The sequence below is a fragment of the Methylobacterium aquaticum genome (assembly GCF_016804325.1).
Taxonomy (GTDB): domain Bacteria; phylum Pseudomonadota; class Alphaproteobacteria; order Rhizobiales; family Beijerinckiaceae; genus Methylobacterium; species Methylobacterium aquaticum_C.
This window is the reverse complement of record NZ_CP043627.1, coordinates 3244983-3271974: the sequence shown is the minus strand read 5'-3', so window position 1 is coordinate 3271974 and position 26992 is coordinate 3244983. Positions and strand designations below refer to the sequence as shown.

Sequence of the window (26992 nt, the reverse complement as noted above, 5' to 3'; positions counted from 1 at the left end):
GCCCCGGCCCATCGTCTCGCGCGTCCGGCGGGCGGCATGCACGAGATGAACGGGAGAACGAGTATGCGCAGGCTGAGGCTGGCGGCGGTGATCCCGGCGCTCCTGCTGATGGCCGGGATCCCGGCGCGGGCCCAGGCCCCCGGCGGTCCGCCCCCGACGGTCACGGTCGCCAAGCCCGTGGTCAAGGAGGTGGTGGAGCACGACGACTTCACCGGCCGCTTCAACGCGATCGAATACGTCGAGGTGCGGGCCCGGGTCACCGGCTACCTGCAAAAGATCCACTTCCAGGACGGCGCCGTGGTGAAGAAGGGCGAGCTGCTCTTCACCATCGACCGGCGGCCCTACAAGGCGGCCCTCGACCAGGCGACGGCGGCCCTGGCCTCGGCCCAGGCCCGGCTGAACTTCACCCAGACCGATCTCGAGCGCGCCCAGACGCTCAGCCGGTCGGGCAACATCTCCGAGCAGGTCACCGACCAGCGCCGGCAGAACTCGCTCACCGCCCAGGCCGACGTCGACAGCGCGACCGCGGCGTTGCGCCAGGCCCAGCTCAACTACGACTTCACCGAGGTGCGATCCCCGATCGACGGGCGGATCTCGCAGCGCCTGGTGACCGAGGGCAACATCGTCATCACCGACCAGACGATGCTGACCACCATCGTCTCGCTCGACCCGATCTACTTCTCGTACACGGTCGACGAGCGCTCGTTCCTGGCCTACCAGAACACGCTCAAGATCGGCATGGGCGCGACCCAGAAGGAGCACACCGCGCCGATCCTGGTGGCGCTGACCGGGGAGGCCAAGCCGACCCGCAAGGGCATGCTCGACTTCGTCGACAACCGGATCGACGAGGCGACCGGCACGGTGCTCCTGCGCGCCACCGTCGAGAACCCGGACCGGTTCATCAAGCCGGGCCTGTTCGGCATCGTCAGCATGCCGGCCTCCAAGCCCTATCGCGGCGTCCTGATCCCCGACGACGCGATCGCGGCGAACCAGGACAAGCGCCTCGTCTACGTGGTCGGGCCCGACAACGTCGTCCAGCCGCGCAACATCCGCCCCGGCCCCAAGATCGACGGCTACCGGGTGGTACGCGACGGGCTGAAAGGCGACGAGACCATCGTGATCGTCGGCCTCACCCGGGTGCGTCCGGGCGCCAAGGTGACGCCCGAGGTCAAGGAATTGCCGCCGGTCCGCGAGTAATCCCAAGACGCGCCGCCCCGACCGGGCGGCGCTCCCGTCAGGACGCCAGTGCCCCGCGAGGGGCGCCCCGCCCGCGTGAGGGCGCGAGAGGCCCACCGATGCGTTTTGCCCATTTCTTCGTCGACCGGCCGATCTTCGCCTCGGTGACCTCGATCGTCATCCTGATCATCGGCTACGTCTCGTACATCTCGCTGCCCGTCTCGCAATATCCCGAGATCGTGCCGCCGACCGTGGTGGTGCGCGCCTCCTATCCGGGCGCCAATGCCGAGACGGTGGCGGCGACCATCGCGACGCCGATCGAGCAGGAGATCAACGGCGTCGACAACATGCTGTACATGTCGTCGCTGTCGACCAACGACGGCAACATGCAGCTGACCGTCACCTTCGCGCTCGGCACCAACCTCGACATCGCCAACGTGCTGGTCCAGAACCGGCTCTCGGTCGCCCAGCCGCGCCTGCCCGGCGACGTGCGCAACCTCGGCGTCACGGTCCGCAAGTCCTCGCCCGACCTGATGATGGTCGTCCACGTGCTGTCGCCCGACGGCACCTTCGACCAGAACTATCTGGCGAACTACATCTATCTCCGCCTGCGCGATCCGCTGCTGCGCCTCAACGGCGTCGGCGACATCACGGTGTTCGGCGGCTCGGAATACGCGCTGCGGCTGTGGCTCGACCCGAACAAGCTCGCCTCCTATCAGCTCTCGACCACCGACGTGATCAACGCGCTGCAGGAGCAGAACGTCCAGGTGGCCTCAGGCGCGCTCGGCGCGCCGCCGGCCCCGCGAGCCAGGCGTTCCAGCTCACCGTGCAGACGCAGGGGCGGTTCCAGGATCCGAGCGAGTTCCGCAAGGTCATCGTCAAGGCCTCCGACGGGCGCCTGGTCCGGGTCTCCGACATCGCCCGGGTCGAGCTCGGCCAGAAGGACTACACGACGAAGTCGTTCCTCAACGGCCAGCCGGCGATCGGCATCGGCGTGTTCCAGCGGCCCGGCACCAACGCGCTCGAGGCGGCCGAGCAGGTCCAGGCGCTGATGAAGACCCTGGCCAAGGACTTCCCCCCCGGCCTCGAGTTCAAGATCGCCTACAACCCGACCGAGTTCATCGCGGAATCGGTGCACGAGGTCTACAAGACGCTGGGCGAGGCGGTCGTCCTCGTCGTCGTGGTGATCCTGGTCTTCCTCCAGAGCTGGCGCACCGCGCTCATCCCGATCATCGCGATCCCGGTCTCGCTCATCGGCACCTTCGCGGTGATGGCGCTGCTCGGCTTCTCGCTCAACAACCTGACGCTGTTCGGCCTCGTGCTCGCCATCGGCATCGTGGTCGACGACGCGATCGTGGTGGTGGAGAACGTCGAGCGCAACATGGCCGAGGGGCTGTCCCCCGGCGAGGCGGCCCACAAGACCATGGACGAGGTCGGCGGCGCGGTCGTCGCCATCGCGCTGGTGCTGTCGGCGGTGTTCATCCCGACCGCCTTCATCCCGGGCATCTCGGGCCAGTTCTACCGGCAGTTCGCGCTGACCATCGCGGCCTCGACCATCATCTCGATGTTCAACTCGCTGACGCTGTCGCCGGCGCTCTGCAAGCTGCTCCTCAAGCCCCATTCCGAGCACCACCGGCCGCGCTTCTTCCTGGCCCGGTTCGGCGCCTGGGCGGCCGGCACCTTCAACCGCGCCTTCGACGCCACGGCGAATGCCTATGCGGCGGCGATCCGCTTCCTGACCGGGCGGCTGGTACCGCTGCTCGCCATGCTGCTGCTCTATGCCGGCGTCATCTACGGCGTGCTCCACCTCGTGCGCACCACCCCGACCGGCTTCATCCCGCTCCAGGACCAGGGCTACCTGCTGGTGGTGGTGCAGCTGCCGCCGGGCTCGTCGCTGGAGCGCACCACCGCGGTGGTGCAGGAGGTGTCGCGCCGCTCCCTCGACATCGACGGCGTTGGCAACACCGTCGTCATCGCCGGCTTCGACGGCGCGACCTTCACCAACACCACCAACGGCGCGGTGATGTTCCTGCCGCTCAAACCCTTCAAGGAGCGGCTGGAGAAGGGCCTGACCGCCGGCAAGATCCTCCAGGCCGTGCTCGCCAAGACCGCGCCGATGCAGGAAGCGCGGATCATCGCGATCCCGCCGCCGCCGGTCCGGGGCCTCGGCAATGCCGGCGGCTTCAAGATGCAGGTCCAGAGCCGCGAGGGCTCCGACATCGCCCGTCTGCTCCAGGTCTCGGGCGACCTCATCGGCGCGGCCAACCGCGACCCGGCGCTCACCCGCGTCTTCACCACCTTCGGCAACGACACGCCGCAGATCTACCTCGACATCGACCGCACCGTGGCGCGGATGCTGAACGTGCCGCTCGCCAACGTGTTCTCGACGCTCCAGGTCAATCTCGGCGGCGCCTACGTCAACGACTTCAACACCTTCGGCCGCGTCTACCAGGTCCGGGCCCAGGCCGACGCCAAGTACCGGATGGAGAAGTCGGACATCGAGCGGCTGAAGGTCCGCTCCTCGACCGGCGCGCTCGTGCCGATGGGGACGCTCGCCAGCATCCGCGACATCTCGGGGCCCCAGATCGTCCAGCGCTTCAACCTGTTCTACTCGATCCCGGTGCAGGGCGACGCGAAGCCGGGCATCTCCTCGGGCCAGTCCCTCGACGCGATGGAGAAGCTCGCCCGCCAGACACTGCCCGACGGCATGAGCTTCGAGTGGACCGACATCGCGTTCCAGGAGAAGGCGGTCGGCAACACGGCGATCTACGTCTTCGCGCTCGGCGTGCTCCTGGTCTTCCTGGTGCTCGCCGCCCAGTACGAATCCTGGGCGCTGCCGCTCTCGATCCTGCTGGTCGTGCCGACCGGCGTGCTCGCGGCCTTAGCCGGCGTGCAGTTCCGGGCGCAGGACAACAACATCCTGACCCAGATCGGCCTCATCGTGCTCATCGGCCTCGCGGCCAAGAACGCGATCCTGATCGTCGAGTTCGCCAATCAGATCGAGGAGAGCGAGCGCCGCGGCCCCGTCGCCGCCGCCGTCGAGGCCTGCCGGCTTCGCCTGCGGCCGATCCTGATGACCGCCTTCGCGTTCATCCTCGGCGTGGTGCCGCTCGCCTTCGCCACCGGTCCCGGCGCCGAGATGCGCCAGGCGCTGGGCACGGCGGTTCTGTTCGGCATGCTCGGCGCCACGATCTTCGGCCTGTTCCTCACCCCGGTCTTCTACGTGGTGATCCGCAACATCTCGATCCGGATCAACCGCTGGCGCGGGGTGGACGACCACCACGGGGAGCCCGAGCCGGCTCGGTAAGGCTTTTTCGCCTTCGCTGCCGGGACAGACATGGCGCGGGTACTCCCTCCCCGCAGAGGGGGAGGGAATGACCCGCACCACTTCTTTTTCTCGAACAGCCTTGGGGGGCCGGGGACAAGAGACGGGGACCCGGCCGAGAACCCCCCTGGCGTTTCCGCGGGCTGCCTTTTAACAAGGCAGCCCGTTTCCGTTGGCGACAGACACCCGCGATGACCGACTCTTCCCCCCGCGCCGGCCGCGTCGACCGGCGCACCGCCGAGACCGACGTCAGCGTCGCGCTCACCCTCGACGGCACCGGCAAGGCCAGCATCGCGACGGGCGTCGGCTTCCTCGACCACATGCTGGAGCTGCTGGCCCGGCACGCCCTGTTCGACCTCGACGTCAAGGTGACCGGCGACCTCCATGTCGACCAGCACCACACCACCGAGGATTGCGGCATCGCGCTGGGCCAGGCCTTCGCCCAGGCGCTCGGCGACAAGCGCGGCATCCGCCGCTACGCCGACCTGCACCTGCCCATGGACGAGGCACTGACCCGGGTCGCGGTCGACATCTCCGGCCGGCCGTTCCTGGTGTTCCGCACCACGTTCGCCCGCGAGAAGATCGGCGTCTTCGACACCGAGCTAGTGCGCGAGTGGTTCCAGGCCTTCGCGATGAATGCCGGGATCACGCTGCACGTCGAGACGCTGTACGGCGACAACCAGCACCACATCGCCGAGAGCTGCTACAAGGGTCTGGCACGTGCCTTGCGGCACGCGGTCGAGGTCGATCCCCGCGAAGGGGGCCGGGTGCCTTCGACCAAGGGCTCGCTCTAGGGCCGCAGACGCCGCAACGACGGAAACCCGGGGGGAGCCGGATGACCACCTACACCCTGCACGTTCCCGACGAGGTCGATCCCGGCGAGCCGGAGGCCCTGGACCGCGCCAAGCTGGTGCCGGATGCCTTCGTGTGGCCGGCCTTCTGGTTCTCGGCCCTGTGGTTCTTCTGGCACCGCCTCTGGCTCGCCGGCCTCCTGGTGCTGGCCGCCGAGATCGTCGTCTGGGCCGTCGGTCTCACGCTCGGGTTGCACCCTGCGGTGGGCTTCGTGATCGCGGTGCTCCTGTCCTGGCTCATCGGGCTCGAGGCCTCGTCGCTGCGGCGCTGGACCTATGCCCGCACCGGCCGCCCGATCCGCGACGCGGTGACGGCCTCGGACGTGCGCGAGGCGGAGGTGAAGGTGGTCGCCCGCTGGCTGCGCGCCGAGGGCGCGCGCCTCGGATCCGAGGCGCCCCGGCCGGCGACCCCGGCGAATGGCCGCGCCGCGAGCCCGGCTCTGGGCCTGTTCCCGGAGGCGCAGAGCCCCCGGTGAGCGAACTCTCCACATCGACCACCGCGACCCGGGAGGACCTCCGTTGAGCGCGGACAAAGTCGCCATCATCGATTACGGCTCGGGCAACCTGCACTCGGCCGCCAAGGCCTTCGAGCGCGCCGCCCGCGAAACCGGGACCGATGCCCGCATCGTCGTCACTTCCGATCCGGAGATCGTCGCGGCGGCGGACCGGGTCGTGCTCCCCGGCGTCGGCGCCTATGCCGATTGCCGGCGGGGCCTGGACGCGGTCTCCGGCATGGTCGAGGCGATGACCGAGGCGGCCCATGGCCGCGGCCGGCCGTTCCTCGGCATCTGCGTCGGCATGCAGCTCTTGGCGAGCCGCGGCCTCGAATACGAGGTCACGCCCGGCCTCGGCTGGATTCCGGGCGATGTGGCGCCGATCCGGCCGTCCGATCCCGGGCTGAAGGTGCCCCATATGGGCTGGAACACCCTCGCGGCGAACCGCGCCCACCCGCTCCTCGACGGCATCGCGACCGGCGGGGACGGGCTGCACGCCTATTTCGTCCACAGCTACGCGCTCGCGCCCGCCGAGCCCGGCGACGTGGTCGCCACCGCCGATTACGGCGGCGCGGTCACCGCCATGGTCGCCCGCGGCACCATCGCCGGCACCCAGTTCCACCCCGAGAAGAGCCAGACCCTCGGGCTGCGGCTGATCGGCAACTTCCTGCGCTGGCGCCCCTGACGGCGCCGGGCTCCCCCATCCTCAAGCCTTGCGGTGACGACGCGTGATCCTGTTTCCGGCCATCGATCTCAAGGAAGGGCGCTGCGTCCGCCTCGTGCAGGGCGACATGGCGCAGGCCATCGTCTTCAGCGACGATCCGGCGGCGCAAGCCGGGACGTTCCAGGAGCAGGGTTTTCCCTGGCTCCACGTGGTCGATCTCGACGGCGCCTTCGCGGGCGCGCCGATGAACGCCGCGGCGGTCGACGCGATCCTCGCCGCGGTGACGATCCCGGTGCAGCTCGGCGGCGGCATCCGTGAGATGCGCACCGTCGAGGGCTGGCTCGCCAAGGGCGTCAGCCGGGTCATCATCGGCACCGCCGCAGTCAAGGACCCGACCTTCGTGCGCGAGGCCGCCCGCCGCTTCCCCGGCAAGATCGCCGTCGGCATCGACGCCAAGGACGGGCGTGTCGCGGTCGAGGGCTGGGCCAAGACCTCGACGGTCACGGCGGAGGAGCTGGGCCGCCGCTTCGAGGATGCCGGCGTCGCCGCGATCATCTACACCGACATCGCCCGCGACGGCATCCTCAAGGGCCTCAACATCCCGATGACCCTGGGCCTCGCCCAGGCGGTGAAGATCCCGGTCATCGCCTCGGGGGGGCTCGCCTCGATCGAGGACGTGCACCGCATCCTGGAGCCCGACTGCGCGAGCCTCGCCGGCGCCATCACCGGTCGCGCCCTCTATGACGGCCGCATCGACCCGAAGGAGGCACTGGCGGCCATCGCGCGGGTGAAAGCGGCGCAGGGCAAGGGTGCCCAGGCGCCGGAGTGAGGCGGAGGAGCCCGCCTCGTGATAGGATCGAGGCGGCTATCCGGAGGCGTGAGACGACGTGACCGCCGCGACCCGTAAATCCAAGCCGGCTCCTGCTCGGCCGGCTCCCCCGCTGCCGATGACCGCCTATGCCGAAGACATCTACGGCTGGGCGATGGAGCAGGCTGCCGCTCTGCGCGCCGGCAATCTGTCGGTGCTCGATCGTGAGAACCTGGCCGAGGAGATCGAGAGCTTGGGCCGGTCGGAGTTCAATCGCCTCGTCAGCTTCTACGCCCTGGTCCAGCTTCACATGCTCAAGTGGCAGCATCAGCCGAGCCATCGCTGCGCGAGTTGGGCCGTCTCGATCTCGACACATCGCAAGCATGTGAGCTTGACGATCGCCGACAACCCGAGCTTGAAGTCGCGTCTCGACGAAGCATTCGAGCGCGCCTATCTGCAGGCGCGGCACGATGCGATCAGCGAGACCGGCCTCGCTCCGGCAATATTTCCGATCGACTGTCCCTTCACGCGCGACGAGGCGATGTCAATCCCCTTCCTCTACGAGTAGAGCCAGCATCCCGTGCGCAAGACCCGCATCATCCCCTGCCTCGACGTCAAGGACGGCCGGATCGACTCGATGCAGGCGCCGATCGCCATCGCGCGGACGGCATGCGCCCGGGCAGGTTGAGGCGGACGAGTTTGCCGCGTGATAGGATGGCGACGGCTTTCCGAAAGGCGTGTGACAACGTGACAGCCGTGACCCGTAAATCCAAGCCGGAGCCGGCGCGATCGGCCTTGTGCCCGGCAACGGCTTATGCCGACGACATGTACGGCTGGGCGATGGAGCAGGCCGCGGCCTTGCGCGCCGGTGACCTCTCCGCCCTCGACCGCGAGCATCTGGCGGAGGAGATCGAGAGCTTGGGGCGCTCCGAACTGAGGAGCCTCGTCAGCGCCTGGCGGGTCGTATTGCTGCATATGCTGAAATTCGACCACCAGCCAGCGCGGCAGACGAGGAGCTGGGCACTGTCGATCCGTGACCAGCGCGACGAGGCGGCCGACATTCTCGCCGACAGCCCCGGCCTGAAAAGCCGGCTCGACGACGCGATGGCCCGCGCTTATCGCGGCGCCCGGGTCGATGCCGCGCGGGAGACCGGTCTCCCGCTGCGGACCTTTCCCGAGACATGCCCTTACACGCGCGACGACATGCTCACGCGCGACTTCCCCATCGACTCGAACTCCTGAAACGGCGCCCGTGCTCAAGACCCGCATCATCCCCTGCCTCGACGTCAAGGACGGCCGCGTCGTCAAGGGCGTGCAGTTCCTCGAACTGCGCGACGCCGGCGATCCCGTCGAGGCCGCCAAGGCCTATGACCGCGCCGGGGCCGACGAGCTCTGCTTCCTCGACATCACGGCGAGCCACGAGGCGCGCGGCATCCTGCTCGACGCGGTCAGCCGCACGGCGGAGGCCTGCTTCATGCCGCTCACCGTCGGCGGCGGGGTGCGCAAGGTCGAGGACATCCGCACCCTGCTGCTCGCCGGGGCCGACAAGGTCTCGATCAACACCGCGGCGGTGAACGACCCGGACCTGGTGGCGCGGGCGGCGGAAAAGTTCGGCGCGCAATGCATCGTCGTGGCGATCGACGCCAAGCGCGTCTCCGGCGAGGGCGAGCCGGCCCGCTGGGAGATCTTCACCCATGGCGGCCGCAAGCCCACCGGGATCGACGCGATCGACTTCGCCCGCCTCGTGGCCGGGAAGGGGGCGGGCGAATTGCTGGTCACCTCGATGGACCGCGACGGGATGCGCTCGGGCTACGACATCGGGCTCACCCGGGCGATCAGCGACGCGGTCAACGTCCCGGTGATTGCGTCGGGCGGCGTCGGCGGTCTCGACGACCTCGTGGCGGGGGTGCGCGACGGCGGGGCGAGCGCGGTCCTCGCCGCCTCGATCTTCCATTTCGGTCAGCACACCGTGGCGGAGGCCAAGGCCCACATGGCGGCGGCGGGCCTGGCGATGCGGCTCGATCCCACGCCCTGATCGTCGGCAATCATTGCGGGACCTGGCAAGGGAACCGCTTGACCACCCTGCACGGCCGGCCCCAGGGTTGACCCGGACACATCATTTGGCAGCCGCATGACCGCCTTCACCCTCGCCGACCTCGACCGCATCGTCCGCGAGCGCGCCGCGGCCTCGCCGGAGGAATCCTACACCGCCAAGCTCGTCGCGGGCGGGCCGGCCCGGCCGGCCAAGAAGCTCGGCGAGGAGGCGGTCGAGGCGGCCATCGCCGCGGTGCAGGGCGACCGCGACGGGCTGACGGCGGAGGCGGCGGATGTGCTCTACCACCTGCTGGTCGTCCTCAGGGCCGCGGAGGTGCCGCTGGACGCGGTGATGGCGGAACTGGAGCGGCGCACGGCCCAGAGCGGCATCGCCGAGAAGGCGGCGAGGAGGCCGGCATGACCAACGCCAGCATGACCGATGCCAGCATGACCGGTGGCGGTCCGGCCCCGACCCTCGGCGCGGCGCAGCTGGCGGCAAGCCTCGACGAGGCGACCGACCACCTCTCGCCCTACCGGGTCTTCGCCCGCGAGGAATGGGCGCACCTGCGCGCCGACACGCCGCTCACCCTCACGGCCGACGACGTGATGCGGCTGCAATCCCTCAACGATCCGATCTCGCTGGAAGAGGTCATCGCGATCTACCTGCCGCTGTCGCGGCTGCTCTCGCTCTACGTCGCGGCGACGCAAGGCCTGTTCAAGGCGACCCAGCGCTTCCTCCTCGCCGAGCGCGAGGTGAAGGTGCCCTACATCATCGGGGTCGCCGGCTCGGTGGCAGTCGGCAAGTCGACCACCGCCCGGGTGCTGAAGGCGCTGCTCGCCCGCTGGCCCAACACCCCGAAGGTCGACCTCGTCACCACCGACGGGTTCCTGTTCCCGAACGCCGAGCTGAACCGCCTCGGCCTGATGGAGCGCAAGGGATTCCCCGAGAGCTACGACAGCGCGATGCTGCTGCGCTTCCTCGCCGACATCAAGGCCGGTAAGCGCCACGTCGCGGCACCGCTCTACTCCCACCTCGTCTACGACGTGGTGCCGGGGGAGACCACGGTGGTCGACCGGCCCGACATCCTGATCGTCGAGGGGCTGAACGTGCTCCAGCCCGCCCGCCTGCCGCGGGACGGCACCGCGATTCCCTTCGTGTCGGATTTCTTCGACTTCTCGGTCTATCTCGACGCCCACGAGGAAGACCTGCACCGCTGGTACGTCAACCGCTTCCTGCGCCTGCGCCACACCGCCTTCCGCGATCCGCTCTCCTACTTCCGCAAATATGCCGAGGTCAGCGAGGAGGAGGCGCTGACCATCGCCGACGGGTTGTGGAACCGCATCAACCTGCTGAACCTGCGCGACAACATCGTGCCGACGCGCCAGCGCGCCAGCCTGATCCTCGCCAAGGGCGCGAGCCACCGCATCGAGAGCGTGGCGTTGCGGCGGTTGTAGGGGGCGGTGCGGCAGGATTGGCCGCGCCGTCCCGAAATTGAGAGCCTCAATGCGCGGTTGCGCCGATCGATCCGGGACGCAGACCAATCAAGGCACGCTCTGCGAGCCTGCTTGAACAGTATTTTCTACAAATCATCTGGATGATGTTATGTTCATCTCAGCCTCTAATCTCATGCTGAGAGCCTGTTTGAGCAGGACTTCCACCCAAGATTTGAGGCCGGCGGGATCATCCTACCCTCTAACCTCATCCTGAGGTGCGAACGAAGTGAGCCTCGAAGGAGGGCTCCAGGGATCGCCGAGGCTTCTGGAGCCCTCCTTCGAGGTCAGTCGATCTGCGATCGCGTGCGATCTCTGATCGCCAACACCTCAGGATGAGGTGGAAGGGTAGGATATCTCCTAATTCTTCTCGATTTTTGTCAAATTACTCTGCTCAAACAGGCCCTGATAGCTGGATCTGCATCGAGCCAGACAATGCGCGAATCTTTCCCTTCCCAAATCTTGCAATGATGTCGGGAAATATCCGAAATTACTCGGGAATAGCGTTGTCGATTCGGTTTTAGAGTAATTTTCCGTCAGGCCCACCGCCGGCGAGCCGAACCCGCTCAAGCCGATCGCCAGATAAGGAAGCGCCCACGCCAAGGTCGAAGGTGGAGGTGGAGGTGAACGGCGTGGGCGCGCGCCTCTTAGGGAGGACAGTCGCACCACCCTATACCAGTTCGATTGTACCACCATCCCCCTTTCGGGGGCTCACATCTCGTCGTCCTCGCCCAGCGGATAGGCCGCCTCCACCATGTAGGGCCCACCGCCGACGGAGTCGCGCGCCGAGTACAGCGCCACCCGCTCCGCCGTGAACGACAACCGCGAAAACACCGGCTGCATCGCCAGGTACTGCGCCACCCCGTCCGGGCCGGCGCCGCGCTTGAGCCGGGCGAGCGTCACGTGGGGTGTGAAGCGCCGCGTGTCGGGCGCGACGCCGAGCTGGCGCAGGATGCGCTCGTGCTCCGCCTGCAACTCGGCGAGCGCGGGATCGGGCACGACGCGGGCAAACAGCGCGTGCGGCTTCTCGCCGCCGAACACCGCCAGCGCGTCGAGGACGAGGGTCAGGGGCGGGCGCGGCCGGATGTCGGCCAGGGCCTCGGTGATCTCCTCGGCGAGCCCGCCCTCGACGTCGCCGATGAACCGGAGGGTGACGTGGTAATCGGCGGGCTCGACCCAGCGGGCCCCGGGCAGGCCGCCGCGGAAGGCGGTGAGCGCCAGCCCGGTCTCGGGCGGGACCTCGATCCCGGTGAACAGGCGCGGCATGGATTCAGGCTCCCTTGCGCAGGCGGGCCAGGAACTCCTCGACGCGCGGCAGGATGCCGGCGACGATCTTCGCGACGCCCTCCTTGGTCGGATGCAGGCCGTCCGGGAGCGCCAGGCTGCGATCGCCCGCGACGCCGTCGAGGAAGAACGGGTAGAGGACGAGGCCGTCACGCTCGGCGAGCCGGGGATAGATCGCGTCGAAGCGCCTGCCGTAATCGGGCCCGAGATTCGGCGCCGCCCGCATGCCGGCGAGCATCACCGGGATGCCGCGGGCCTTCAGCTTCGCGATGATCGCGTCGAGCGCCTTCTCGGTCACGGCCGGGTCGGTGCCGCGCAGCATGTCGTTGGCGCCGAGTTCGAGGATCACCCCGTCGGTCCCGTCCGGCACCGACCACTCGACCCGGTCGAGCCCGCCGGTCGCGGTGTCGCCGGAGACGCCGGCATTGGCGACCGTGACCGCGTGGCCGCGCGCCTTCAACGCCGCTTCGAGCTGGACCGGGAAGGCGGCGGCCGCCGGCAGGCCGTAGCCCGCCGTCAGGCTGTCGCCGAGCGCGACGAGGTTCAAGGCGCGGGCCTTGGCCGCGCCGGCATCCTGCGCATGGAGCGGCGTCACGAGGGTCATCAGCAGCGAAACGATCAGAAATGCGAGTGCCGCGCGGCGGCCATCATGGCGAAGCATCGATGCGCGGCCCATATCGGGCCGGCGGGCCGCCTGTCCTGCGTAGGTTCGTCCCAACACGTCACCTCCGGCGGCGATCCATGAGCGGTCGCCGCGCTACAGATCGGCTTTTCCCCCATGACCGACAAGGCCACCGGACCGGCGATCGCGCTCGACGGCGTCGATCTCAGCCTCGGCCGCGGCGCTGCCCGGGTCCACATCCTCAAGGGCATCTCGCTCGGCGTGGCCTCGGGCGAGGCGGTGGGCCTCGTCGGTCCGTCGGGCTCGGGCAAGTCGACCCTGCTGATGACCATGGCGGGGCTGGAGCGGCCGGATTCGGGCCGGGTCGTGGTCGAGGGCACCGACCTTGCCGGCCTCGACGAGGACGCGCTGGCGCGGTTCCGCGGCCGGCGCATCGGCATCGTGTTCCAGTCCTTCCACCTCGTGCCGACCATGACGGCGCTGGAGAACGTGGCGCTGCCGCTCGAACTCGCCGATGCAGCCGACGCCCATGTACGGGCTGCCCGGGAGCTGGAGGCGGTCGGGCTGGGGCACCGCCTGCACCACTATCCGGCCCAGCTCTCCGGCGGCGAGCAGCAGCGCGTCGCCATCGCCCGGGCGGTGGCGCCGGAACCGGCGATCCTCGTCGCCGACGAGCCGACCGGCAACCTCGACGAGGCGACCGGCGCCCAGATCGTCGACCTGCTCTTCGCCCTCAAGCGCGACCGCGGCGCCACCCTGGTGCTGGTCACCCACGATCCCGGCCTCGCCCGCCTGTGCGACCGCACGGTGCGGCTGCGCTCCGGCCTGATCGATACCGCCGTGAGCGCCTGACCCCAATGAGCGCCTGACCCATGCACGGCAATCTCCCCACGCTCCCCGGCGGAACGCCCGGCCGTCCCTCGCGCCTGCCGCTGACCCTGCGCCTCGCGTTCCGCGAGCTGCGCGGGGGCCTGCGCGGCTTCACGGTGCTGCTCGCCTGCATCGCCATCGGGGTCGCCACCATCGCGGGCGTCGCCTCCCTGTCGCGCTCGCTCTCCGACGGGCTCGCCCGCGAGGGCCGCAAGATCCTCGGCGGCGACGTCACCTTCGGGCTGATCCATCGCGAGGCGAGCCCGCAGGAGAGGGCCTTTCTGGAAGGGCGCGGCCGGGTCTCGGTCGCGGGCTTCACCCGTGCCATGGCCTCGGCCGGGGACAAGGGCGCGGCCCTGGTCGAGCTGAAGGCGGTCGGGCCGGATTACCCGGCGGTCGGCGCGCTGACGACCGAGCCCCCGATGGCGCCCGCCGACATCTTTTCCGCGCGCGACGGCGTCTACGGGGCCGCCGCCGATCCGGCGCTGCTGGCCCGCCTCGACCTCAGGCTCGGCGACCGCCTCACGGTCGGCGGGGCCGAGATCCAGCTGCGCACCGTGCTGGTAGGCGAACCGGACAAGATCGCCGGCGGCATCGGCTTCGGGCCCCGCCTGATGGTGTCGCTCGATGCGCTCCGGGCCTCGGGCCTGGTCCAGCCCGGCAGCCTCAACCGCTTCGTCTACCGGGTGATGCTGCCCGAAGGCGACGACGCGGCGGTCGAGAAGACCATGGCCGAGGCCAAGACCGCCCTGCCGGAGGCCGGCTGGGAGATCCGCTCGCGGCTCAACGCCGATCCGCGCTTCGCCCGCAGCATCGAGCGCTTCACGCAATTTCTCACCCTCGTCGGCCTGACCGCGCTCCTCGTCGGCGGGGTCGGCGTCGCCAATGCGGTGCGGGCCTTCGTCGAGCGCAAGCGCGCCTCGATCGCGACCCTCAAGAGCCTCGGCGCCCCGGGGCGCCAGGTGGTCGGCATCTACCTCACCCAGGTCATGCTGATCGCCGGGATCGGCATCGCGGCCGGGCTCGTCGTCGGCGCCGTGCTGCCCTTCGCGCTCGATGCCGCCTTCGGATCGCTGCTGCCCTTGCCGCTCAACCCGACGCTGGCGCCGGGCGAGCTCGTGGTCGCGGCCCTCTACGGCGTGCTGACGGCGCTCGCCTTCGCGATCGGGCCGCTCGGCCGCGCCCACGACGTCGCGGTGTCGGGGCTGTTTCGCGATACGGTCGACCCCGACCGGCGCTGGCCGCGGCCGTTCTACCTCGCGATCCTCGGCCTCGCGCTCGCCGGCCTCGTCGGCCTGGCGCTCGCCACCGCCTACGATCGCGTCGTGGCGCTGATCTTCATCGCGGCGGCGGGCCTCGCCTTCGGGCTGTTGCGCCTCGTCGCCGCCGGGCTGATGGCGCTGGCGCGCCGCCTGCCGCGCCCGACCCGGGCCGCGCCGCGGCTGGCGCTGGCCAACCTCCACAGGCCGGGCGCGCTGACCCCCTCGATCGTGCTGTCGCTCGGGCTCGGCATCACGCTCCTGGTGGCCTTGAGCCTGATCGACGCCAACATCACCCGGACGCTCACCCGCTCGCTGCCCGCCAAGGCGCCGAGCCTGTTCTTCCTCGACATCCCGAGCCGCGACTCGGACGCCTTCGACCAGTTCCTCGGCCGCGCCGCGCCGCGGGGCAAGATCGAGCGGGTGCCGATGATGCGCGGGCGGATCACCGCGTTGAACGGCGTGCCGGCGGGCCAGATCAAGGCCGGCGAGGACGCCGCCTGGGTGCTCGACGGCGACCGCGGTATCACCTACGCCGAGGACCTGCCGGACGGCTCGACGGTGAAATCCGGCCGGTGGTGGAAGGGCGAGGAGGCGAACAAGCCGCTGGTCTCCTTCGACGATCAGCTCGCCCGCAGCCTGAAGCTCAAGGTCGGCGATACGGTCACCGTCAACGTGCTCGGGCGCAGCCTCACCGTCACGATCGCCAACCTGCGCCACGTCGAGTGGCGCAACCTCGGCATCAACTTCGTGATGGTGTTCTCGCCCGGCACCTTCCGGGGCGCGCCGCACAGCGACCTCGCGACGCTCACCCTGCCGGAGGGGCCGGACCCCGCCCTCGAGGCCCGGATCCTGCGCGATGCGGCCAGGGACTTCCCCTCGGTGAGCAGCGTGCGGGTGAAGGACGCGCTCGATGCGGTCAACGACCTCGTGACCAAGCTCGTCTTCGCGATCCGCGGCGCCAGCGCGGTGGCGGTGGTGACCAGCCTGTTCGTGCTCGCCGGCGCGCTCGCCGCCGGCCACCGGGCCCGGCTCTACGACGCGGTGGTGCTCAAGACGCTGGGCGCGACGCGGACGCGGCTGCTCGCCGCCTACACGATGGAGTACGGCGCGCTCGGGCTGGCCACGGCCGTCTTCGGCCTCCTCGCCGGGACGCTCGCCGGCTGGGTCATCCTCACCAAGGTGATGCGCCTCGACTTCACCCTCGACCTGTCGGGGGCCCTGCTCGCGGCCCTGCTGGCGGTCGTCGTGGCGGTCGGGCTGGGACTGGCCGGGACCTGGCGCATCCTGAGCCAGAAGCCGGCGCAGTACCTACGAAATCTTTAGGGATGTTAATCCTTCGTATTCCCTGCGGCGGATTGACCTTTGGTTTTGGCGCGGTCCGGGGCAAGCCGGATCCGCTCACGCCCTTGTGCGCGCCCGCTCGCGCCCACATATTGCGGTCAAGGCGGACGGGCTCGTAAGGGCGAGGCCGCCGATCCGACGCGTGAAGCGTCCGAGGGTCGCGTAGGAACCTCGCACCAGGAACATCCACGCTAGAGAGTTTCCGAAGGAATCTCCCATGGCATTCGAGAACAGCCCGTTCCGGCAGGGCAACGCGAACGGCTACGGGGGCCCGATGGGCTACGCCCCGAGCCAGGTCCAGGTCGACCAGGGCCTGCGCGCGTTCATGCTCGGCGTTTACAACAACATGATCATCGGCCTCGGCATCTCCGGGGTGGTGGCACTCGGCATCAACAAGCTCGCGGTGGCGACCTCGCAGGCGGATGCGGTGGCGCGGATCGGCTCGATCCCGCTGACGAGCTTCGGCCGCACGCTCTATGCCACGCCGCTGATGTGGGTGATCGCGCTCGCGCCGCTCGCCTTCATCTTCCTGTTCTCGTTCCGGATGGACCGGATGTCGGCCGCCACGGCCCGCACCACCTTCTTCGCCTTCGCGGCGGTGATGGGTGCGTCGCTGTCCACGCTGCTGATCCGCTACACCGGCGCGAGCGTGGTCCAGGTGTTCTTCGTGACAGCCGCGGCGTTCGGTGGCCTGAGCCTCTACGGCTACACCACGACCCGCAGCCTGTCGGGCATCGGGTCGTTCCTGGTGATGGGCCTGATCGGTCTCGTCATCGCGAGCCTCGTCAACATCTTCCTGGCCTCGAGCGCCCTGCAATTCGCCATCTCGGTCATCGGCGTGCTGATCTTCGCCGGCCTGACCGCGTACGACACGCAGAAGCTCAAGGAGATGTATCTCTACGGCAACTTCGACGGCGAGGCCGCCGCCAAGGTGTCGGTGTTCGGCGCCCTGACGCTGTACCTGGACTTCATCAACATGTTCCAGTTCCTGCTCTCGCTGATGGGCAACCGGAACAACTGAGCGACGTTCGGGGCGGTCCGCCGCCCCACACTCGACCGATCGAAAGCCCCGGCTCGCCGCCGGGGCTTTTTTCGTAGCCGTGATCCCCGAGCCCCCGATTGACGGCGCCATATCCCTGACTTAAGTCAGCGAAATGTCGATCGATGCCGTCCGCCGTATCCGCCGCTTCAACCGGGCCGTCACCGCTGAGGTCGGGGCCCTCGACACCTCGTTCCTCGGCCGCGGCCGGCCTCTCGGCACTGCCCGGGTGCTCAACGCCATCGGGCACGGACGCGGGGAGGTGGGGGCGATCCGCGACTATCTCGGGCTCGATTCCGGCCTTCTGAGCCGCCTGCTGCGCAGCCTGGAGGAGGAGGGGCTCGTCGTCACGCTGCCCCACCCGGACGATGCCCGCCGCCGGGTCGCGTCCCTGACCGAGGCGGGACGGCGGGAATTCGCCGCCTACGAGGCCCTGTCGAACGACCGGGCGGCAGGATTGCTGGCTCGCTTTCCCAAGGGGGACGAACTCCTGCGCGCCATGGACCTCGTCGCCACGGCACTCGGCCGCGATCGGATCGCGATCGAGGAGACCGACCCGCGCTCCGAGGCGGCGCTGCATTGCCTGCCGGAATACTACGGCGAGTTGGGGCGGCGGCTCGCCACCGGCTTCGACGTCTCCCTCTCCCGTGACCCTGAGGCCGCCGACATGATGCGGCCGCGGGGCGCCTTCCTGGTCGCCGTGTCGGACGGGCTGCCGATCGGCTGCGTCGGCCTCAAGGGCAAAGGCGGGGAGGTGGCGGAGATCAAGCGGCTCTGGGTCTGTCCCTCCGCCCGCGGCCTCGGCCTCGCCCGCCGGCTGATGGAGGCGGCGGAGACGGCCGCGCGGGACCTGTCGATCGGGGTCCTGCGCCTCGATTCGAACAGCGCCCTCACCGAGGCGCTTCAGCTCTACCGCCGCACCGGCTGGGTCGAGATCGACCGCTTCAACGACGATCCGTACCCGGATCATTTCTTCGAGAAGCGTCTATGACGCGGATCCGGTCCGCCACGCACCGCGGAGGAACAACCGGCTGCCCCGCACCTCGTAGGAGTTCAGCCGCTCCAGAAAACTCATCCCGAGCAGGTTCACGCTGAGCGCGCCCGGCCGGGTCACCAGGGCGGCGACGCGGGTCTCGGTGATCGGGCCGACCGTCACCGTGTCGAGCACCACCGGGGCGGCGGCGGTGCGGCCGTTGGCGGTCTGGACCTGGACCCGGAAGGCGCCCGGCCCCGGATGGAGGCCGAGTTTGGCCGCACTCTCGGCGGTGAGCACCACCGCGCTCGCGCCTGTGTCGAAGGCGAAGGACTGCATCCGGCCGTTGACCTTGGCCTGCACGGTAAAGCCGCCATCGACCCGGCGGGCGATCACCACCTCGTCGCCGCGCCCGGGCACCGGCTCGCCGGGGCTCATCTCGCCGAGCGCCCGGAAGGCCAGGTCCCGGGCCTGGTCGCGATGGGCGTAGAGCCAGGCCGCCCCGGCGCCGATCCCGCACCAGAGCAGGAGCGCGACGAGGCCCTCGCCGAGCCCGGACCGGAGCCGGTTGCCGACGCCGTTGAGCACCATCAGGGCGGCGCCGCCGGCCGCCGCGAACCCGGCCGCCTCGTCGGGGCGCAAGCCCGCGACATCGCGCGCCCCGACGAGGTTCAGCGCATAGGCGCAGGCCAGCAGCAGGAGGCCGATGCCGACGGCGCCCGGCATCGGATCAGGCGGTCACCGCCGGGACCGGCTCGGGCTCCGGTTCGGGATAGGCGGCGGCGAGCCGTGCCGGCAGCCCGGCCATGATGCGCAGGCGCTCGGCCTCGGACAGGGCGCCCCAGGCGCCGATCTCGGCGCCGGTGCGGCCGCAGCCCTCGCACAGGCCGGTGATCGGATCGAGGACGCAGAGGCGGATGCAGGGGGAGGAGGCGGGCATCAGGCGGGAATCGCGATCACGAGGGCGAGGAGGGCGGCGATCTCGGCCAGTTGCTGGCTCGCCCCGATGACGTCGCCGGTCTGGCCGCCGACGAGGCGGGCGGCCATCCGGGCCAGGGTCCAGGCGGCGAGGAACGCCAGGAGTGCGGCGAGGCCGAGGCCGAGCCAGGGCAGGCCGAGAAGGAATCCGGCCGCCAGCACGGCGAGGCAGAGCGCCCAGGCCGTGGCATGGGTGGCGCCGGTCGGCCGGCCGACCGCGTGGGCGGCCCCGTCCGGCCGGGCGGGGGGCAGGCGGCAGAGCGGCCACAGGGCGGCGGTGCGCGAGAGCGCGGCCGCCGCCAGGAAGGCCAGGGCGACGCGCCAGCCGATCCGGTCGGCCAAAGTCGCGAGCGCCCCGATGCGCAGGGCGTAGGACAGCACCAGGGCGGCGGCCCCGTAGGCGCCGATGCGGCTGTCGCGCATGATCTCGAGCCGCCGGGCCACATTGGTCCCGCCGCCGAACCCGTCCGCCACGTCGGCGAGGCCGTCCTCGTGCAGCGCCCCGGTGACCAGGGTGGAGAAGGCGAGCGCCAGGGTGGCGGCGAGGAACGGCCCGAGCCCGAGGGCGAGCGAGGCCGCGAGCGCGACGGCGCCGGCCGCGCCGATCACCAGGCCGGCGATCGGCAGCATCCGGGGCACGGTGCGGAAGTCGGGTGCGGCGTGACGATCGGTCTCGCCCGGCAGGGCCGGGACGGGCAAGCGGCTGTAGAAGCGCAGGCAGATCGCGAGGTCGCGGAGCGGCGGCCACGGGCCGGCGGGGGGAGGCGGCTCGAACGCGTCGTCGACGTTTGCGCCCGCGGCCGGATCATCCGCCCGGCCGGGCCCGGCGCCCCTCTCCGTCGCCATCACTCACCGCATCCCGACGCCATCGACCCGTGCGGAGTCGCACCCGCCCCGCATTTTGCTGTATCTGCACCCCTCACGAAAGCCCCACCTTCCGGGTTGCCCCCGCAGGACACCGACCATGGCCGATACGCCCACCGACGCCGCCCCGTTCGACGACATCCGCCGCCTGATCGCCACCATGCCGGGGCCGGACGAATCCGCCGCCGCCGAGGTGTCGGCCCGCGATTCGCTCCTGACCAAGCCCGCCGGCAGCCTCGGCCGGCTCGAATTCCTCGCCGCCTGGATGGCCGCGTGGCAGGGCAAGGCGCCGCCGAGCCTCGACCGGCCGCTGGTCTGCGTCTTTGCCGGCAGCCACGGCGTGGCGGCACGGGGCGTCTCGGCCTATCCCGCGACCGTCAACCGGCAGATGCTCGACAACTTCGCCGCCGGGGGCGCTGCGATCAACCAGATCTGCGCCGCCTACGGCCTCGGCTTCAAGGTGTTCGACCTCGCCATCGACATGCCGACCGGCGACATCACCGCCGAGCCGGCGATGACCGAGAAGGCCTGCGTCGCCACCATGGCGTTCGGCATGGAGGCGGTGGCGGCGGGGACCGACGGTCTCGCCGTCGGCGAGATGGGCATCGGCAACACCACGGTGGCCGCCGCGATCTACGCCACGCTCTTCGGCGGCGAGCCGGCAGCCTGGGTCGGCCGCGGCACCGGCGTCGACGAGGCCGGCTTCTCCCGCAAGGTCGCGGCGGTGGAAAAGGCGCTGACGTGCCACCAGGGCCATCTCGACGATCCCCTCGCGGTGATGGCCCGCCTCGGCGGCCGCGAGATCGCCGCCATGGCCGGGGCGATCCTGGCCGCGCGGCTGCAACGGGTGCCGGTGGTGATCGACGGCTACGTCTCGACCGCCGCGGCGGCGCTCCTCCACGCCGTCGATCCCCGGGCCCTCGACCATTGCCTCGCCGGCCACGTCTCGGCGGAGGGCGACCACGCCGCGGTGCTCGAGCGCCTGGGGTTGCGCCCGCTCCTCGACCTCGGGCTTCGCCTCGGCGAGGGCAGCGGCGCCGCGCTGGCGCTCGGCCTCGTCAAGGCGGCGGTGGCCTGCCACCGCGAGATGGCGACCTTCGATCAGGCGGGGGTGTCGGGGCCGGTCTGAGAGTCCGGGAGACGATTTCCACGACGTGACTGACACCGTTCGTGTCATCCCCGGTGCTGCTTCTGCGGCTCCGGAAGTGATGCGGGGGCTGGGAGCTTTTTGCTTGCTCCAGGCTCTCAATCCCATCCGCAACCTCATCCTGAGGTGTCAGTCCATCGAAGATGGACTGACCTCGAAGGGGGGCTCCAGGAACCACCGAGACTTCTGGAGCCCTCCTTCGAGGCTCCCTCCGGTCGCACCTCAGGATGAGGTCGTGGGTGGGAAAGCCCATGGTTCGTTGGCGTCACGCAGCTGTCATGTACCTCGCGGCTGAAGCGGAGGATGCCTTTGCCATCCCCATCACGCCGACCGCGCCATCGCCTTGCGCACCCGCCCGACCAGCGCCCAGAGCCGTGGATCGCGCTTGATCCGCCGCTTCAGCCGCGCGCCCGCTTCCGCCGCGGCGCCGTAGGCCCGGCCGCGCAGGCTCACCGGGATCACCGCATCGACGAGAGCGATGGTCTCGTCGCAGACGCTGGCCTTGTAGCGCGCCTCGCCGACGCCGAGATCGAGGGACGTGCGGCCGCGCGAAGCCTGGTCGCGGATCAGCATCTGGAGCAGCAGGTCGCCGGGGCTGAAACGGGCGAGCGCGGGGTCGGGGTCGAACGAGGTCAGCATGCCGCTGAAGCGCGTCGCGTCGACGGCGCCGACGAAGGTGGCGAGGATGCGGCCCTCCTCCGTCCGCAGGGCGTGCAGCTCCAGGGCGCCGGCCCGGTGCGCCTCGGCGAGGAAGGTCTGCGCCGCCGGGTCGGCGAAGGGGTCGGCGATCCCGGTTTGCGCGAAGCGCACCGCCTTCTGGGCCAGATAGGCCGACAGGATCGCCTCGCCCTCCTGGGCATCCGCCGCGACGCGGTGCGCGACCGGGCCATGGGCGGCGACCAGCCATTTTTCCTTCTGGCGCAGCTTGCGCCGGGCGTCGCCGCTCATGACGCGCTTGAGCACCGCCTCGGGATCGGCCTCGAGCGCCAGGCCGTAGGCATCGCTTGGCGAGGCGGTGCCCTGCGCCAGCGGATTCGCCAGCCCGTTCCATAGGCGTGGCTGGTCGGGCAGGTGGATCACGTCGATCCCGGCCCGGGCGCCGGCGCGGCGCAGGGCTCCGGTGTAGGAATCCGCCGGCAGGGCCATCGCCTCCGGGCCGGCGAAGAGCGGCATGTGGAAGTTGGCGTGCCGGCCGCCGATCACCCGGCCGACCCGGATGCCGGCCTCGCGGTCGACGAAGAGTGGCAGCAGCGCCACCGGCCGGCCGGCGGGATCGCGCAGCAGCACCGGGCAGGGGCGGGCACCCGCCGGCAGGATGCCGGCGCAGGCCGCCACCCAGTCGAAGCGCTGATAGGGCGTCATCACCGTGCCGGGCGCGGCCTCGAGGGCGCGCCAGGGCGCCTCGGCCGCCGCGAGGCTGGAAAAGATCTCGGGGGTGAGGGCGACCGGCCGCGCCGGGCCGGCCGCCACGCCCTCCACCGCGAGTTGCATCGTGCCGCTCATCGCCCCACCTCTCCCGTCTGATCGATGGGGTAGCGGGCAAGCGTGCAGAATCCGCAAACGGCGTAACGAAGCTTTGGCCGATCGGCCTCATCCTCCGGTCATGCTCCCAGCATCCGCCCGTCATCGCCTGTTCCAGGCCGGCTTCTCCACCATCGCGGCGACCGGGGCCGACCGCTGGCTCGCGCCGGTCGCCCGCGGCCGCGGCGTGATCCTGACCTTTCACCACGTCCGGCCGGAGGAGGCGCCGCCGGGCGCCTACGCGCCGAACCGCCTGCTCGCCATCACCCCGGCTTTCCTCGACCGCACGCTCACGGCCCTGCGGGCACGGGGGTTCTCGATCGTTCCCCTGTCGGAGCTGCCGCGCCGTCTGACGGAGGCGGGCGAGCCCTTCGCGGTGCTGACCTTCGACGACGGCTATCGCGACAACCTGGAACACGCCGCCCCGACCTTGCGCCGCCACGGCGCGCCCTGGACGCTGTTCGTCACCCACGACTACGCCACCGGGACCGGCCGGCTGTGGTGGATCGAGCTCGAACGGGCGATCCGGGTCCTCGACCGGGTGCGGCTGCCGGAGGTGGGGCTCGATTGCCCGGCGGTCGGCGAGGCGCAGAAATCCGTGGCCTTCGCGGCGAGCTACCGCGCCTTGCGGGCCGGGCCGGAGGATGCCTTGCGCGCCGCGACCTTGCGCCTGTGCGAGGAGGCCGGGATCGACGCGACGACGATCGCCCGCGAATTGTGCCTGTCGGGCGGCGAGTTGCGCGATCTCGCCCGGGACGAGGCGGTGACGCTCGCCGCCCACACCCTGTCCCACCCGATGCTCGCCAAGCACGATGCCGCCACCGCCCGCCGCGAGATCGTGGAGGGCAGGGCGCGCCTCGGCGACCTGCTCGGCCGGGTGCCGGAGCACTTTTCCTATCCGGTCGGCGATCCCGGCTCGGCGGGGCCGCGGGATTTCGCGCTCGCCCGCGAGGCGGGCTACCGCACCGCCGTCACCACGAGGCCCGGCCACCTCTTCCCCCGGCATGCCGCCCACCTGCACGCCCTGCCGCGGGTCTCGGTCAATGGCTGCTTCCAGACCGACGCGGCCCTGCGGGCCCTTCTCTCGGGCGTGCCGTTCCTGGCCTGGAACCGGGGCCGGCGGCTCAATGTCGGGTAGGGCCCATCACGAACGCGCTGCCATCGCGACGCGCTCCCTGTCTTCGATCTTGCTGCATCGTCCTCGACGAATCGGTCTGCGCGTCGTCGGAGGATGCTCCAGGCTCAGCGGTGGCGCCGGCGGCGGTAATGGCGGCTCCCGCCGCCGCTGATCACCGCGAAGCTCGCGCTCTGGCGCCCGCCGCGCAGGCGCCGGTTCCAGCCGCGGCGGCCGCGGGGTTCCGGCTGCACCGCCTCGGCGATGGCCTGGGGCAGGCGCGGGATCGCCGCCGAGACCGCGGCGGCGGCGGCCGCGACGCCCTTCGCGGCGGGGCCGAACAGCGACAGGCACTGGTTGTAGGCGAGGTCGCCCTTGATCCGCTCGCAATCGCCGACGGAGCGCGGCGCGCCCTGCGCCAGGGCGGCACCGGCAAGGGGACCGAGGAGGAGGAAGAGCGCGAGCACGTGGCGCATGGGCCTGGGGCTGCCTTGCGGATGTCGAGGGAAATGCCGAAGCGGGCGGGCGCGGCGAGGGCGGCGGGCCCGGGTCTGGCAGCCCTTTTTGGCGAAAACCCGGCCTTTTGCACCAGCCGGTTCATTGGGTCGTTTCGTCGAACCGCGTCACGCCGGATCGCGGTCGGGCCGTTCCATCCAGCGGATCAGCGGCATCAGCGGGATGATCCAGGCGAGCCCGAGGATCGCATAGAGCACCGACTGCACCAGCGGCGGCGTCTGGGCGATGCGGCTGTCGGCGAGCGCCATGGCGAGGGGCGCATAGATCAGCACGAAGGCGATCATCACGATCGTCCCGACGAGCGAGCGGGTGCGGCGGCGCATGGTGGAAAAAACCTGATGCGGTGGCGGACGGATGACCTCCCGCCTACGCGAGGCGCTCCGCGGCCGCAATCCGGTCCGCCGACGCAGGGTGGGCCGGGCGCCCGGGGAGGGGACAAAAAAGAAGAGCCCGGCCTTGCGGCCGGGCTCCCTTTCCGTCGGGTGACGGAGTGTGACGACTAGAAGCCGTTGAACTTGTAGTTCAGGCCGGCGCGGACGACCGCGAACTCGGTCTCGCGACGGTACAGGTTGGCCGGGCCGACCGACACGACGCCCGGCGAGAACACCGAGTACTGCGTGCCGTTGGCGGTCTGAGCGAACACGCCGTTGTTGCGGTTGCCCTGGTCGAGCTTCACGTACAGGCCTTCGACCTTGAGGGTCACGGCCGACGAACGGAAGAAGTTGAAGAACGAGTCGGTGGGCAGAGCGTACTCGACGCCGCCGCCGACGGTCCAGCCGGTCTGGAAGTCGTCGCGCGAGCTGTTGGTCAGACCGAAGTCGCGACCACCGCCCGAGCCGTAGGCGAAACCGCCGGTGGCGTACACGAGGGTGCGGTCCCAGGCGTAGCCGAGACGGCCGCGCACGGTGCCGAAGAAGTCCAGGCCCGAGATGCCGTTCGGGTTGAACACCAGGGTGCCCGGGGCCACGCCGCCGCCCGGAGCGGTCGCGAAGGCGAAGCGGTTGCGGCTGCGGCCGAAGTCGACGTACTGGGCGTCGGCCTCGATACCCACGACCACGCCCGAGCCCGGGGTGAACTGGTAGTTGTAGCCGACCTGGCCGCCGCCGACGAAGCCGTCGTTGCTGTTGCGGTTGCCGAAGGCGAGCACGCCGGTGGTCGGAGCGCCGAACTGGTTGATGAACACGCTGTTGGCGGCGGTGGTGCCGGCCGGCACGCCGACGACGGTCGGGGCGCGGGTGTCAGCGGTGTTGAAGCCGTAACCGGCGTTGAAACCGGCGTAGAAGCCGGTCCAGGTGAAGACCGGAACCGGCGTGAAGACCGGCGGCGGAGCGACGCGGCGCGGCAGATCGGCGGCGAAGGCCGAGCCGGCGACGACGATGCCAGCGAGGGCGGTAGCGCTCTTGAGAAGCGACTTCATGGTACTGGTCCTTCCTACTATGCCGCGGCGATCGCGCCCGTTTGCGGGTCGGCGTCCGTCCGAAGCAGTGTCCCCGACATACCCCGGGAGCTCCGGGAAAGCTGTGTCCTCGCGACAACGCTGGTGGGTTTCACCGCGGCCTTAACGGCTGTTCATCGCGAGCATTCCCTTGGCTCCTTACCCCCTAACGCGCGTGTATGGCCAAGGTTCACGGGCGCACAGATATTTTTTGCTACGCTTGCCGCGCCGAACCTGCCGATAGGCCCTCGGCACCCTAACAGCCTTACATTGCGGGCCCTGACGGAGGATTAAGCCCGCTTCAAGGGGTCACGGCGATCGCCGAGACCAGCCGGCCGTAATCGGCCTCCGCCCGGTGGGTGGTGCGGCGGTAGCTGAAGAAGCGGTCCGGGTCGGCGTAGGTGCAGAGACCCAGATTCGCCACCTCGCCGATGCCGGCCCGCTCGAGCCGCGCGACGATGTAGGCCGGCAGGTCGAACAGGCTGTGGGAGGCACGCTCCGGGCTCGCCGCGAAGTAGCGGGCATTGTCCGGGTCCGCCGCCTCGAACCGCTCGCGGAATTCCGGGCCGACCTCGTAGGCCTCGGCCCCGATCGTCGGCCCGAGCACCGCGACGATGCCGCTGCGCTCGGCGCCCAACCCCTCCATGGCGGAGAGCGTCGCCTCGATCACGCCGGTGAGCGCGCCCTTCCAGCCGGCATGGGCCGCGCCCACCACCCGGTTGACCGGATCGGCGAACAGGATCGGCCCGCAATCGGCGGTGAGGATGCCGAGCGCGAGGCCCGGCACCCGGGTCGCCATCGCGTCGGCGCGGGGGCGCTCCTTGAAGGGCGCCTCGACCACCAGGGCCTCGGCCGAATGGATCTGGTAGAGGCTGACCAGGTTCTCGGGAGGCAGGGAGAGCTGCGCCGTCATCCGGCGGCGGTTCTCCCGCACCCGCTCCGGGTCGTCGCCCGAGCCGAGGCCGCCGTTGAGGGAGGTGTAGAGCCCCTCCGACACCCCGCCCTGCCGGGTGAAGAAGGCGTGGCGGATCGTCGAATGGGAGCTCAGCTCGGGCGCTTCGATGAACATCGCGGGAGGGTCCTGGGGGAGAGGGGGCCGGGCAGAGGGGTCGGGGCAGAGGGGGCACGACACAGGGTGATGGCAGGCGGCCCCGCAGGATCGCCGGACAATCGTGTCGAAACC

At 70.5% G+C, this 26992-nt stretch carries 26 protein-coding genes and 1 pseudogene; 17 read left to right on the top strand and 10 right to left on the bottom strand.

Translation table 11 applies throughout. The features are described from left to right. Window positions 1–63: 63 nt before the first annotated feature. The 11 genes and pseudogenes from F1D61_RS14890 to coaA all read left to right on the top strand — a co-directional run bounded on the left by F1D61_RS14890 (window position 64) and on the right by coaA (window position 10807). Window positions 64–1197: an efflux RND transporter periplasmic adaptor subunit gene (locus F1D61_RS14890; RefSeq protein WP_203158674.1), complete on the top strand. Its 1134-nt coding sequence runs from the start codon at window positions 64–66 to the stop codon at window positions 1195–1197. 98 nt (window positions 1198–1295) lie between these two features. Continuing rightward, window positions 1296–4483, top strand: a pseudogene (locus tag F1D61_RS14885) (efflux RND transporter permease subunit). A gap of 209 nt (window positions 4484–4692) precedes the next feature. Continuing rightward, window positions 4693–5295: an imidazoleglycerol-phosphate dehydratase HisB gene (gene hisB, locus F1D61_RS14880; protein WP_203158673.1), complete on the top strand. Its 603-nt coding sequence runs from the start codon at window positions 4693–4695 to the stop codon at window positions 5293–5295. A gap of 41 nt (window positions 5296–5336) precedes the next feature. Then, window positions 5337–5828 (top strand): DUF2628 domain-containing protein, encoded by a 492-nt coding sequence (locus F1D61_RS14875; protein WP_203158672.1) that lies wholly within the window; start codon window positions 5337–5339, stop codon window positions 5826–5828. Between the two features lie 43 nt (window positions 5829–5871). Then, window positions 5872–6531 (top strand): imidazole glycerol phosphate synthase subunit HisH, encoded by a 660-nt coding sequence (gene hisH, locus F1D61_RS14870; RefSeq protein ID WP_203158671.1) that lies wholly within the window; start codon window positions 5872–5874, stop codon window positions 6529–6531. Between the two features lie 43 nt (window positions 6532–6574). Beyond that, entirely contained in the window at window positions 6575–7339 is a 765-nt protein-coding gene (gene hisA, locus F1D61_RS14865; protein WP_203158670.1) for a 1-(5-phosphoribosyl)-5-[(5-phosphoribosylamino)methylideneamino]imidazole-4-carboxamide isomerase, read from the top strand. Between the two features lie 58 nt (window positions 7340–7397). Beyond that, window positions 7398–7886 carry a DUF29 domain-containing protein gene (locus F1D61_RS14860; RefSeq protein ID WP_246775895.1) on the top strand — a complete coding sequence of 163 codons (489 nt, stop codon included), beginning with the start codon at window positions 7398–7400 and terminating at the stop codon, window positions 7884–7886. 188 nt (window positions 7887–8074) lie between these two features. After that, complete coding sequence (locus F1D61_RS14855) at window positions 8075–8560, top strand: DUF29 domain-containing protein (RefSeq protein WP_246775894.1); 486 nt, start codon at window positions 8075–8077, stop codon at window positions 8558–8560. Between the two features lie 10 nt (window positions 8561–8570). After that, window positions 8571–9353 (top strand): imidazole glycerol phosphate synthase subunit HisF, encoded by a 783-nt coding sequence (gene hisF, locus F1D61_RS14850; RefSeq protein ID WP_203158668.1) that lies wholly within the window; start codon window positions 8571–8573, stop codon window positions 9351–9353. 96 nt (window positions 9354–9449) lie between these two features. Further along, window positions 9450–9773, top strand: a complete 324-nt coding sequence (locus F1D61_RS14845) for a phosphoribosyl-ATP diphosphatase (protein WP_048461796.1) — start codon at window positions 9450–9452, stop codon at window positions 9771–9773. Between the two features lie 26 nt (window positions 9774–9799). Continuing rightward, window positions 9800–10807, top strand: a complete 1008-nt coding sequence (coaA, locus tag F1D61_RS14840; RefSeq protein WP_203159084.1) for a type I pantothenate kinase — start codon at window positions 9800–9802, stop codon at window positions 10805–10807. Between the two features lie 747 nt (window positions 10808–11554). On the opposite strand, the gene thpR is transcribed toward coaA, so the two are convergent. Both thpR and F1D61_RS14830 read right to left on the bottom strand, forming a co-directional pair. Then, complete coding sequence (gene thpR / locus F1D61_RS14835) at window positions 11555–12109, bottom strand: RNA 2',3'-cyclic phosphodiesterase (RefSeq protein ID WP_203158667.1); 555 nt, start codon at window positions 12107–12109, stop codon at window positions 11555–11557. A 4-nt stretch (window positions 12110–12113) separates the two neighbouring features. After that, window positions 12114–12731, bottom strand: a complete 618-nt coding sequence (locus F1D61_RS14830) for an arylesterase (RefSeq protein ID WP_246775893.1) — start codon at window positions 12729–12731, stop codon at window positions 12114–12116. Between the two features lie 174 nt (window positions 12732–12905). Between F1D61_RS14830 and F1D61_RS14825 the strand changes: the two genes are divergently transcribed. The 4 genes from F1D61_RS14825 to F1D61_RS14810 all read left to right on the top strand — a co-directional run bounded on the left by F1D61_RS14825 (window position 12906) and on the right by F1D61_RS14810 (window position 18252). Next, on the top strand, window positions 12906–13601 hold the full coding sequence (locus tag F1D61_RS14825) for an ABC transporter ATP-binding protein (RefSeq protein WP_203158665.1): 696 nt from the start codon (window positions 12906–12908) through the stop codon (window positions 13599–13601). Window positions 13602–13621: 20 nt separating this feature from the next. Beyond that, complete coding sequence (locus F1D61_RS14820; RefSeq protein WP_203158664.1) at window positions 13622–16204, top strand: ABC transporter permease; 2583 nt, start codon at window positions 13622–13624, stop codon at window positions 16202–16204. Between the two features lie 235 nt (window positions 16205–16439). Continuing rightward, window positions 16440–17243, top strand: a complete 804-nt coding sequence (locus F1D61_RS14815) for a Bax inhibitor-1/YccA family protein (RefSeq protein ID WP_203158663.1) — start codon at window positions 16440–16442, stop codon at window positions 17241–17243. A 133-nt stretch (window positions 17244–17376) separates the two neighbouring features. Continuing rightward, on the top strand, window positions 17377–18252 hold the full coding sequence (locus tag F1D61_RS14810; RefSeq protein WP_203158662.1) for a bifunctional helix-turn-helix transcriptional regulator/GNAT family N-acetyltransferase: 876 nt from the start codon (window positions 17377–17379) through the stop codon (window positions 18250–18252). On the opposite strand, the gene F1D61_RS14805 is transcribed toward F1D61_RS14810, so the two are convergent. The 3 genes from F1D61_RS14805 to cobS are packed head-to-tail and all read right to left on the bottom strand — an operon-like array spanning window position 18247 to window position 20058. Beyond that, window positions 18247–18960, bottom strand: coding sequence for a retropepsin-like aspartic protease family protein (locus F1D61_RS14805; protein ID WP_203158661.1), 714 nt, complete (start codon window positions 18958–18960; stop codon window positions 18247–18249). The two genes, F1D61_RS14810 and F1D61_RS14805, sit on opposite strands and share 6 nt — an antisense overlap. Before the next feature lie 4 nt (window positions 18961–18964). Then, window positions 18965–19174: a DUF1289 domain-containing protein gene (locus F1D61_RS14800; protein WP_203158660.1), complete on the bottom strand. Its 210-nt coding sequence runs from the start codon at window positions 19172–19174 to the stop codon at window positions 18965–18967. Further along, the gene (cobS, locus tag F1D61_RS14795) at window positions 19174–20058 is read right to left on the bottom strand and encodes an adenosylcobinamide-GDP ribazoletransferase (RefSeq protein ID WP_203158659.1); all 885 of its coding nucleotides are present in this window, start codon (window positions 20056–20058) and stop codon (window positions 19174–19176) included. The genes F1D61_RS14800 and cobS overlap by 1 nt, the downstream gene beginning before the upstream one ends. Window positions 20059–20176: 118 nt before the next feature. Between cobS and cobT the strand changes: the two genes are divergently transcribed. After that, window positions 20177–21205 carry a nicotinate-nucleotide--dimethylbenzimidazole phosphoribosyltransferase gene (cobT, locus tag F1D61_RS14790; protein WP_203158658.1) on the top strand — a complete coding sequence of 343 codons (1029 nt, stop codon included), beginning with the start codon at window positions 20177–20179 and terminating at the stop codon, window positions 21203–21205. Between the two features lie 339 nt (window positions 21206–21544). On the opposite strand, the gene F1D61_RS14785 is transcribed toward cobT, so the two are convergent. Then, window positions 21545–22726 carry a GNAT family N-acetyltransferase gene (locus F1D61_RS14785; protein ID WP_246775892.1) on the bottom strand — a complete coding sequence of 394 codons (1182 nt, stop codon included), beginning with the start codon at window positions 22724–22726 and terminating at the stop codon, window positions 21545–21547. 100 nt (window positions 22727–22826) lie between these two features. Here F1D61_RS14785 and F1D61_RS14780 point away from each other — a divergent pair, with 100 nt between their 5' ends. Next, window positions 22827–23882 carry a polysaccharide deacetylase family protein gene (locus tag F1D61_RS14780; protein ID WP_203158657.1) on the top strand — a complete coding sequence of 352 codons (1056 nt, stop codon included), beginning with the start codon at window positions 22827–22829 and terminating at the stop codon, window positions 23880–23882. 104 nt (window positions 23883–23986) lie between these two features. Here F1D61_RS14780 and F1D61_RS14775 read toward each other — a convergent pair whose 3' ends face one another. The 4 genes from F1D61_RS14775 to pgeF form a co-directional block, all read right to left on the bottom strand. Then, window positions 23987–24334, bottom strand: a complete 348-nt coding sequence (locus F1D61_RS14775; protein WP_203158656.1) for a hypothetical protein — start codon at window positions 24332–24334, stop codon at window positions 23987–23989. Between the two features lie 147 nt (window positions 24335–24481). Further along, window positions 24482–24697 (bottom strand): DUF2842 domain-containing protein, encoded by a 216-nt coding sequence (locus F1D61_RS14770; RefSeq protein ID WP_203158655.1) that lies wholly within the window; start codon window positions 24695–24697, stop codon window positions 24482–24484. A 176-nt stretch (window positions 24698–24873) separates the two neighbouring features. Beyond that, window positions 24874–25791: an outer membrane protein gene (locus F1D61_RS14765; protein ID WP_203158654.1), complete on the bottom strand. Its 918-nt coding sequence runs from the start codon at window positions 25789–25791 to the stop codon at window positions 24874–24876. A gap of 319 nt (window positions 25792–26110) precedes the next feature. After that, complete coding sequence (gene pgeF / locus F1D61_RS14760) at window positions 26111–26878, bottom strand: peptidoglycan editing factor PgeF (RefSeq protein ID WP_203158653.1); 768 nt, start codon at window positions 26876–26878, stop codon at window positions 26111–26113. Between the last annotated feature and the right edge of the window lie 114 nt (window positions 26879–26992).

What these genes read in the sequence shown, in the direction of transcription:
- F1D61_RS14890 (WP_203158674.1), top strand. Translation starts at nt 64, where the DNA reads ATGCGCAGGCTGAGGCTGGCGGCGGTGATCCCGGCGCTCCTGCTGATG.
- cobS (WP_203158659.1), bottom strand. Translation starts at nt 20,058, where the DNA reads ATGGCGACGGAGAGGGGCGCCGGGCCCGGCCGGGCGGATGATCCGGCC.
- F1D61_RS14810 (WP_203158662.1), top strand. Translation starts at nt 17,377, where the DNA reads ATGTCGATCGATGCCGTCCGCCGTATCCGCCGCTTCAACCGGGCCGTC.
- hisB (WP_203158673.1), top strand. Translation starts at nt 4,693, where the DNA reads ATGACCGACTCTTCCCCCCGCGCCGGCCGCGTCGACCGGCGCACCGCC.
- pgeF (WP_203158653.1), bottom strand. Translation starts at nt 26,878, where the DNA reads ATGTTCATCGAAGCGCCCGAGCTGAGCTCCCATTCGACGATCCGCCAC.
- F1D61_RS14815 (WP_203158663.1), top strand. Translation starts at nt 16,440, where the DNA reads ATGGCATTCGAGAACAGCCCGTTCCGGCAGGGCAACGCGAACGGCTAC.
- F1D61_RS14800 (WP_203158660.1), bottom strand. Translation starts at nt 19,174, where the DNA reads ATGCCCGCCTCCTCCCCCTGCATCCGCCTCTGCGTCCTCGATCCGATC.
- F1D61_RS14780 (WP_203158657.1), top strand. Translation starts at nt 22,827, where the DNA reads ATGCTCCCAGCATCCGCCCGTCATCGCCTGTTCCAGGCCGGCTTCTCC.
- thpR (WP_203158667.1), bottom strand. Translation starts at nt 12,109, where the DNA reads ATGCCGCGCCTGTTCACCGGGATCGAGGTCCCGCCCGAGACCGGGCTG.
- F1D61_RS14770 (WP_203158655.1), bottom strand. Translation starts at nt 24,697, where the DNA reads ATGCGCCGCCGCACCCGCTCGCTCGTCGGGACGATCGTGATGATCGCC.
- F1D61_RS14765 (WP_203158654.1), bottom strand. Translation starts at nt 25,791, where the DNA reads ATGAAGTCGCTTCTCAAGAGCGCTACCGCCCTCGCTGGCATCGTCGTC.
- coaA (WP_203159084.1), top strand. Translation starts at nt 9,800, where the DNA reads ATGACCGGTGGCGGTCCGGCCCCGACCCTCGGCGCGGCGCAGCTGGCG.
- F1D61_RS14775 (WP_203158656.1), bottom strand. Translation starts at nt 24,334, where the DNA reads ATGCGCCACGTGCTCGCGCTCTTCCTCCTCCTCGGTCCCCTTGCCGGT.
- F1D61_RS14805 (WP_203158661.1), bottom strand. Translation starts at nt 18,960, where the DNA reads ATGCCGGGCGCCGTCGGCATCGGCCTCCTGCTGCTGGCCTGCGCCTAT.
- F1D61_RS14845 (WP_048461796.1), top strand. Translation starts at nt 9,450, where the DNA reads ATGACCGCCTTCACCCTCGCCGACCTCGACCGCATCGTCCGCGAGCGC.
- F1D61_RS14820 (WP_203158664.1), top strand. Translation starts at nt 13,622, where the DNA reads ATGCACGGCAATCTCCCCACGCTCCCCGGCGGAACGCCCGGCCGTCCC.
- F1D61_RS14830 (WP_246775893.1), bottom strand. Translation starts at nt 12,731, where the DNA reads ATGACCCTCGTGACGCCGCTCCATGCGCAGGATGCCGGCGCGGCCAAG.
- F1D61_RS14785 (WP_246775892.1), bottom strand. Translation starts at nt 22,726, where the DNA reads ATGAGCGGCACGATGCAACTCGCGGTGGAGGGCGTGGCGGCCGGCCCG.
- F1D61_RS14825 (WP_203158665.1), top strand. Translation starts at nt 12,906, where the DNA reads ATGACCGACAAGGCCACCGGACCGGCGATCGCGCTCGACGGCGTCGAT.
- cobT (WP_203158658.1), top strand. Translation starts at nt 20,177, where the DNA reads ATGGCCGATACGCCCACCGACGCCGCCCCGTTCGACGACATCCGCCGC.
- F1D61_RS14875 (WP_203158672.1), top strand. Translation starts at nt 5,337, where the DNA reads ATGACCACCTACACCCTGCACGTTCCCGACGAGGTCGATCCCGGCGAG.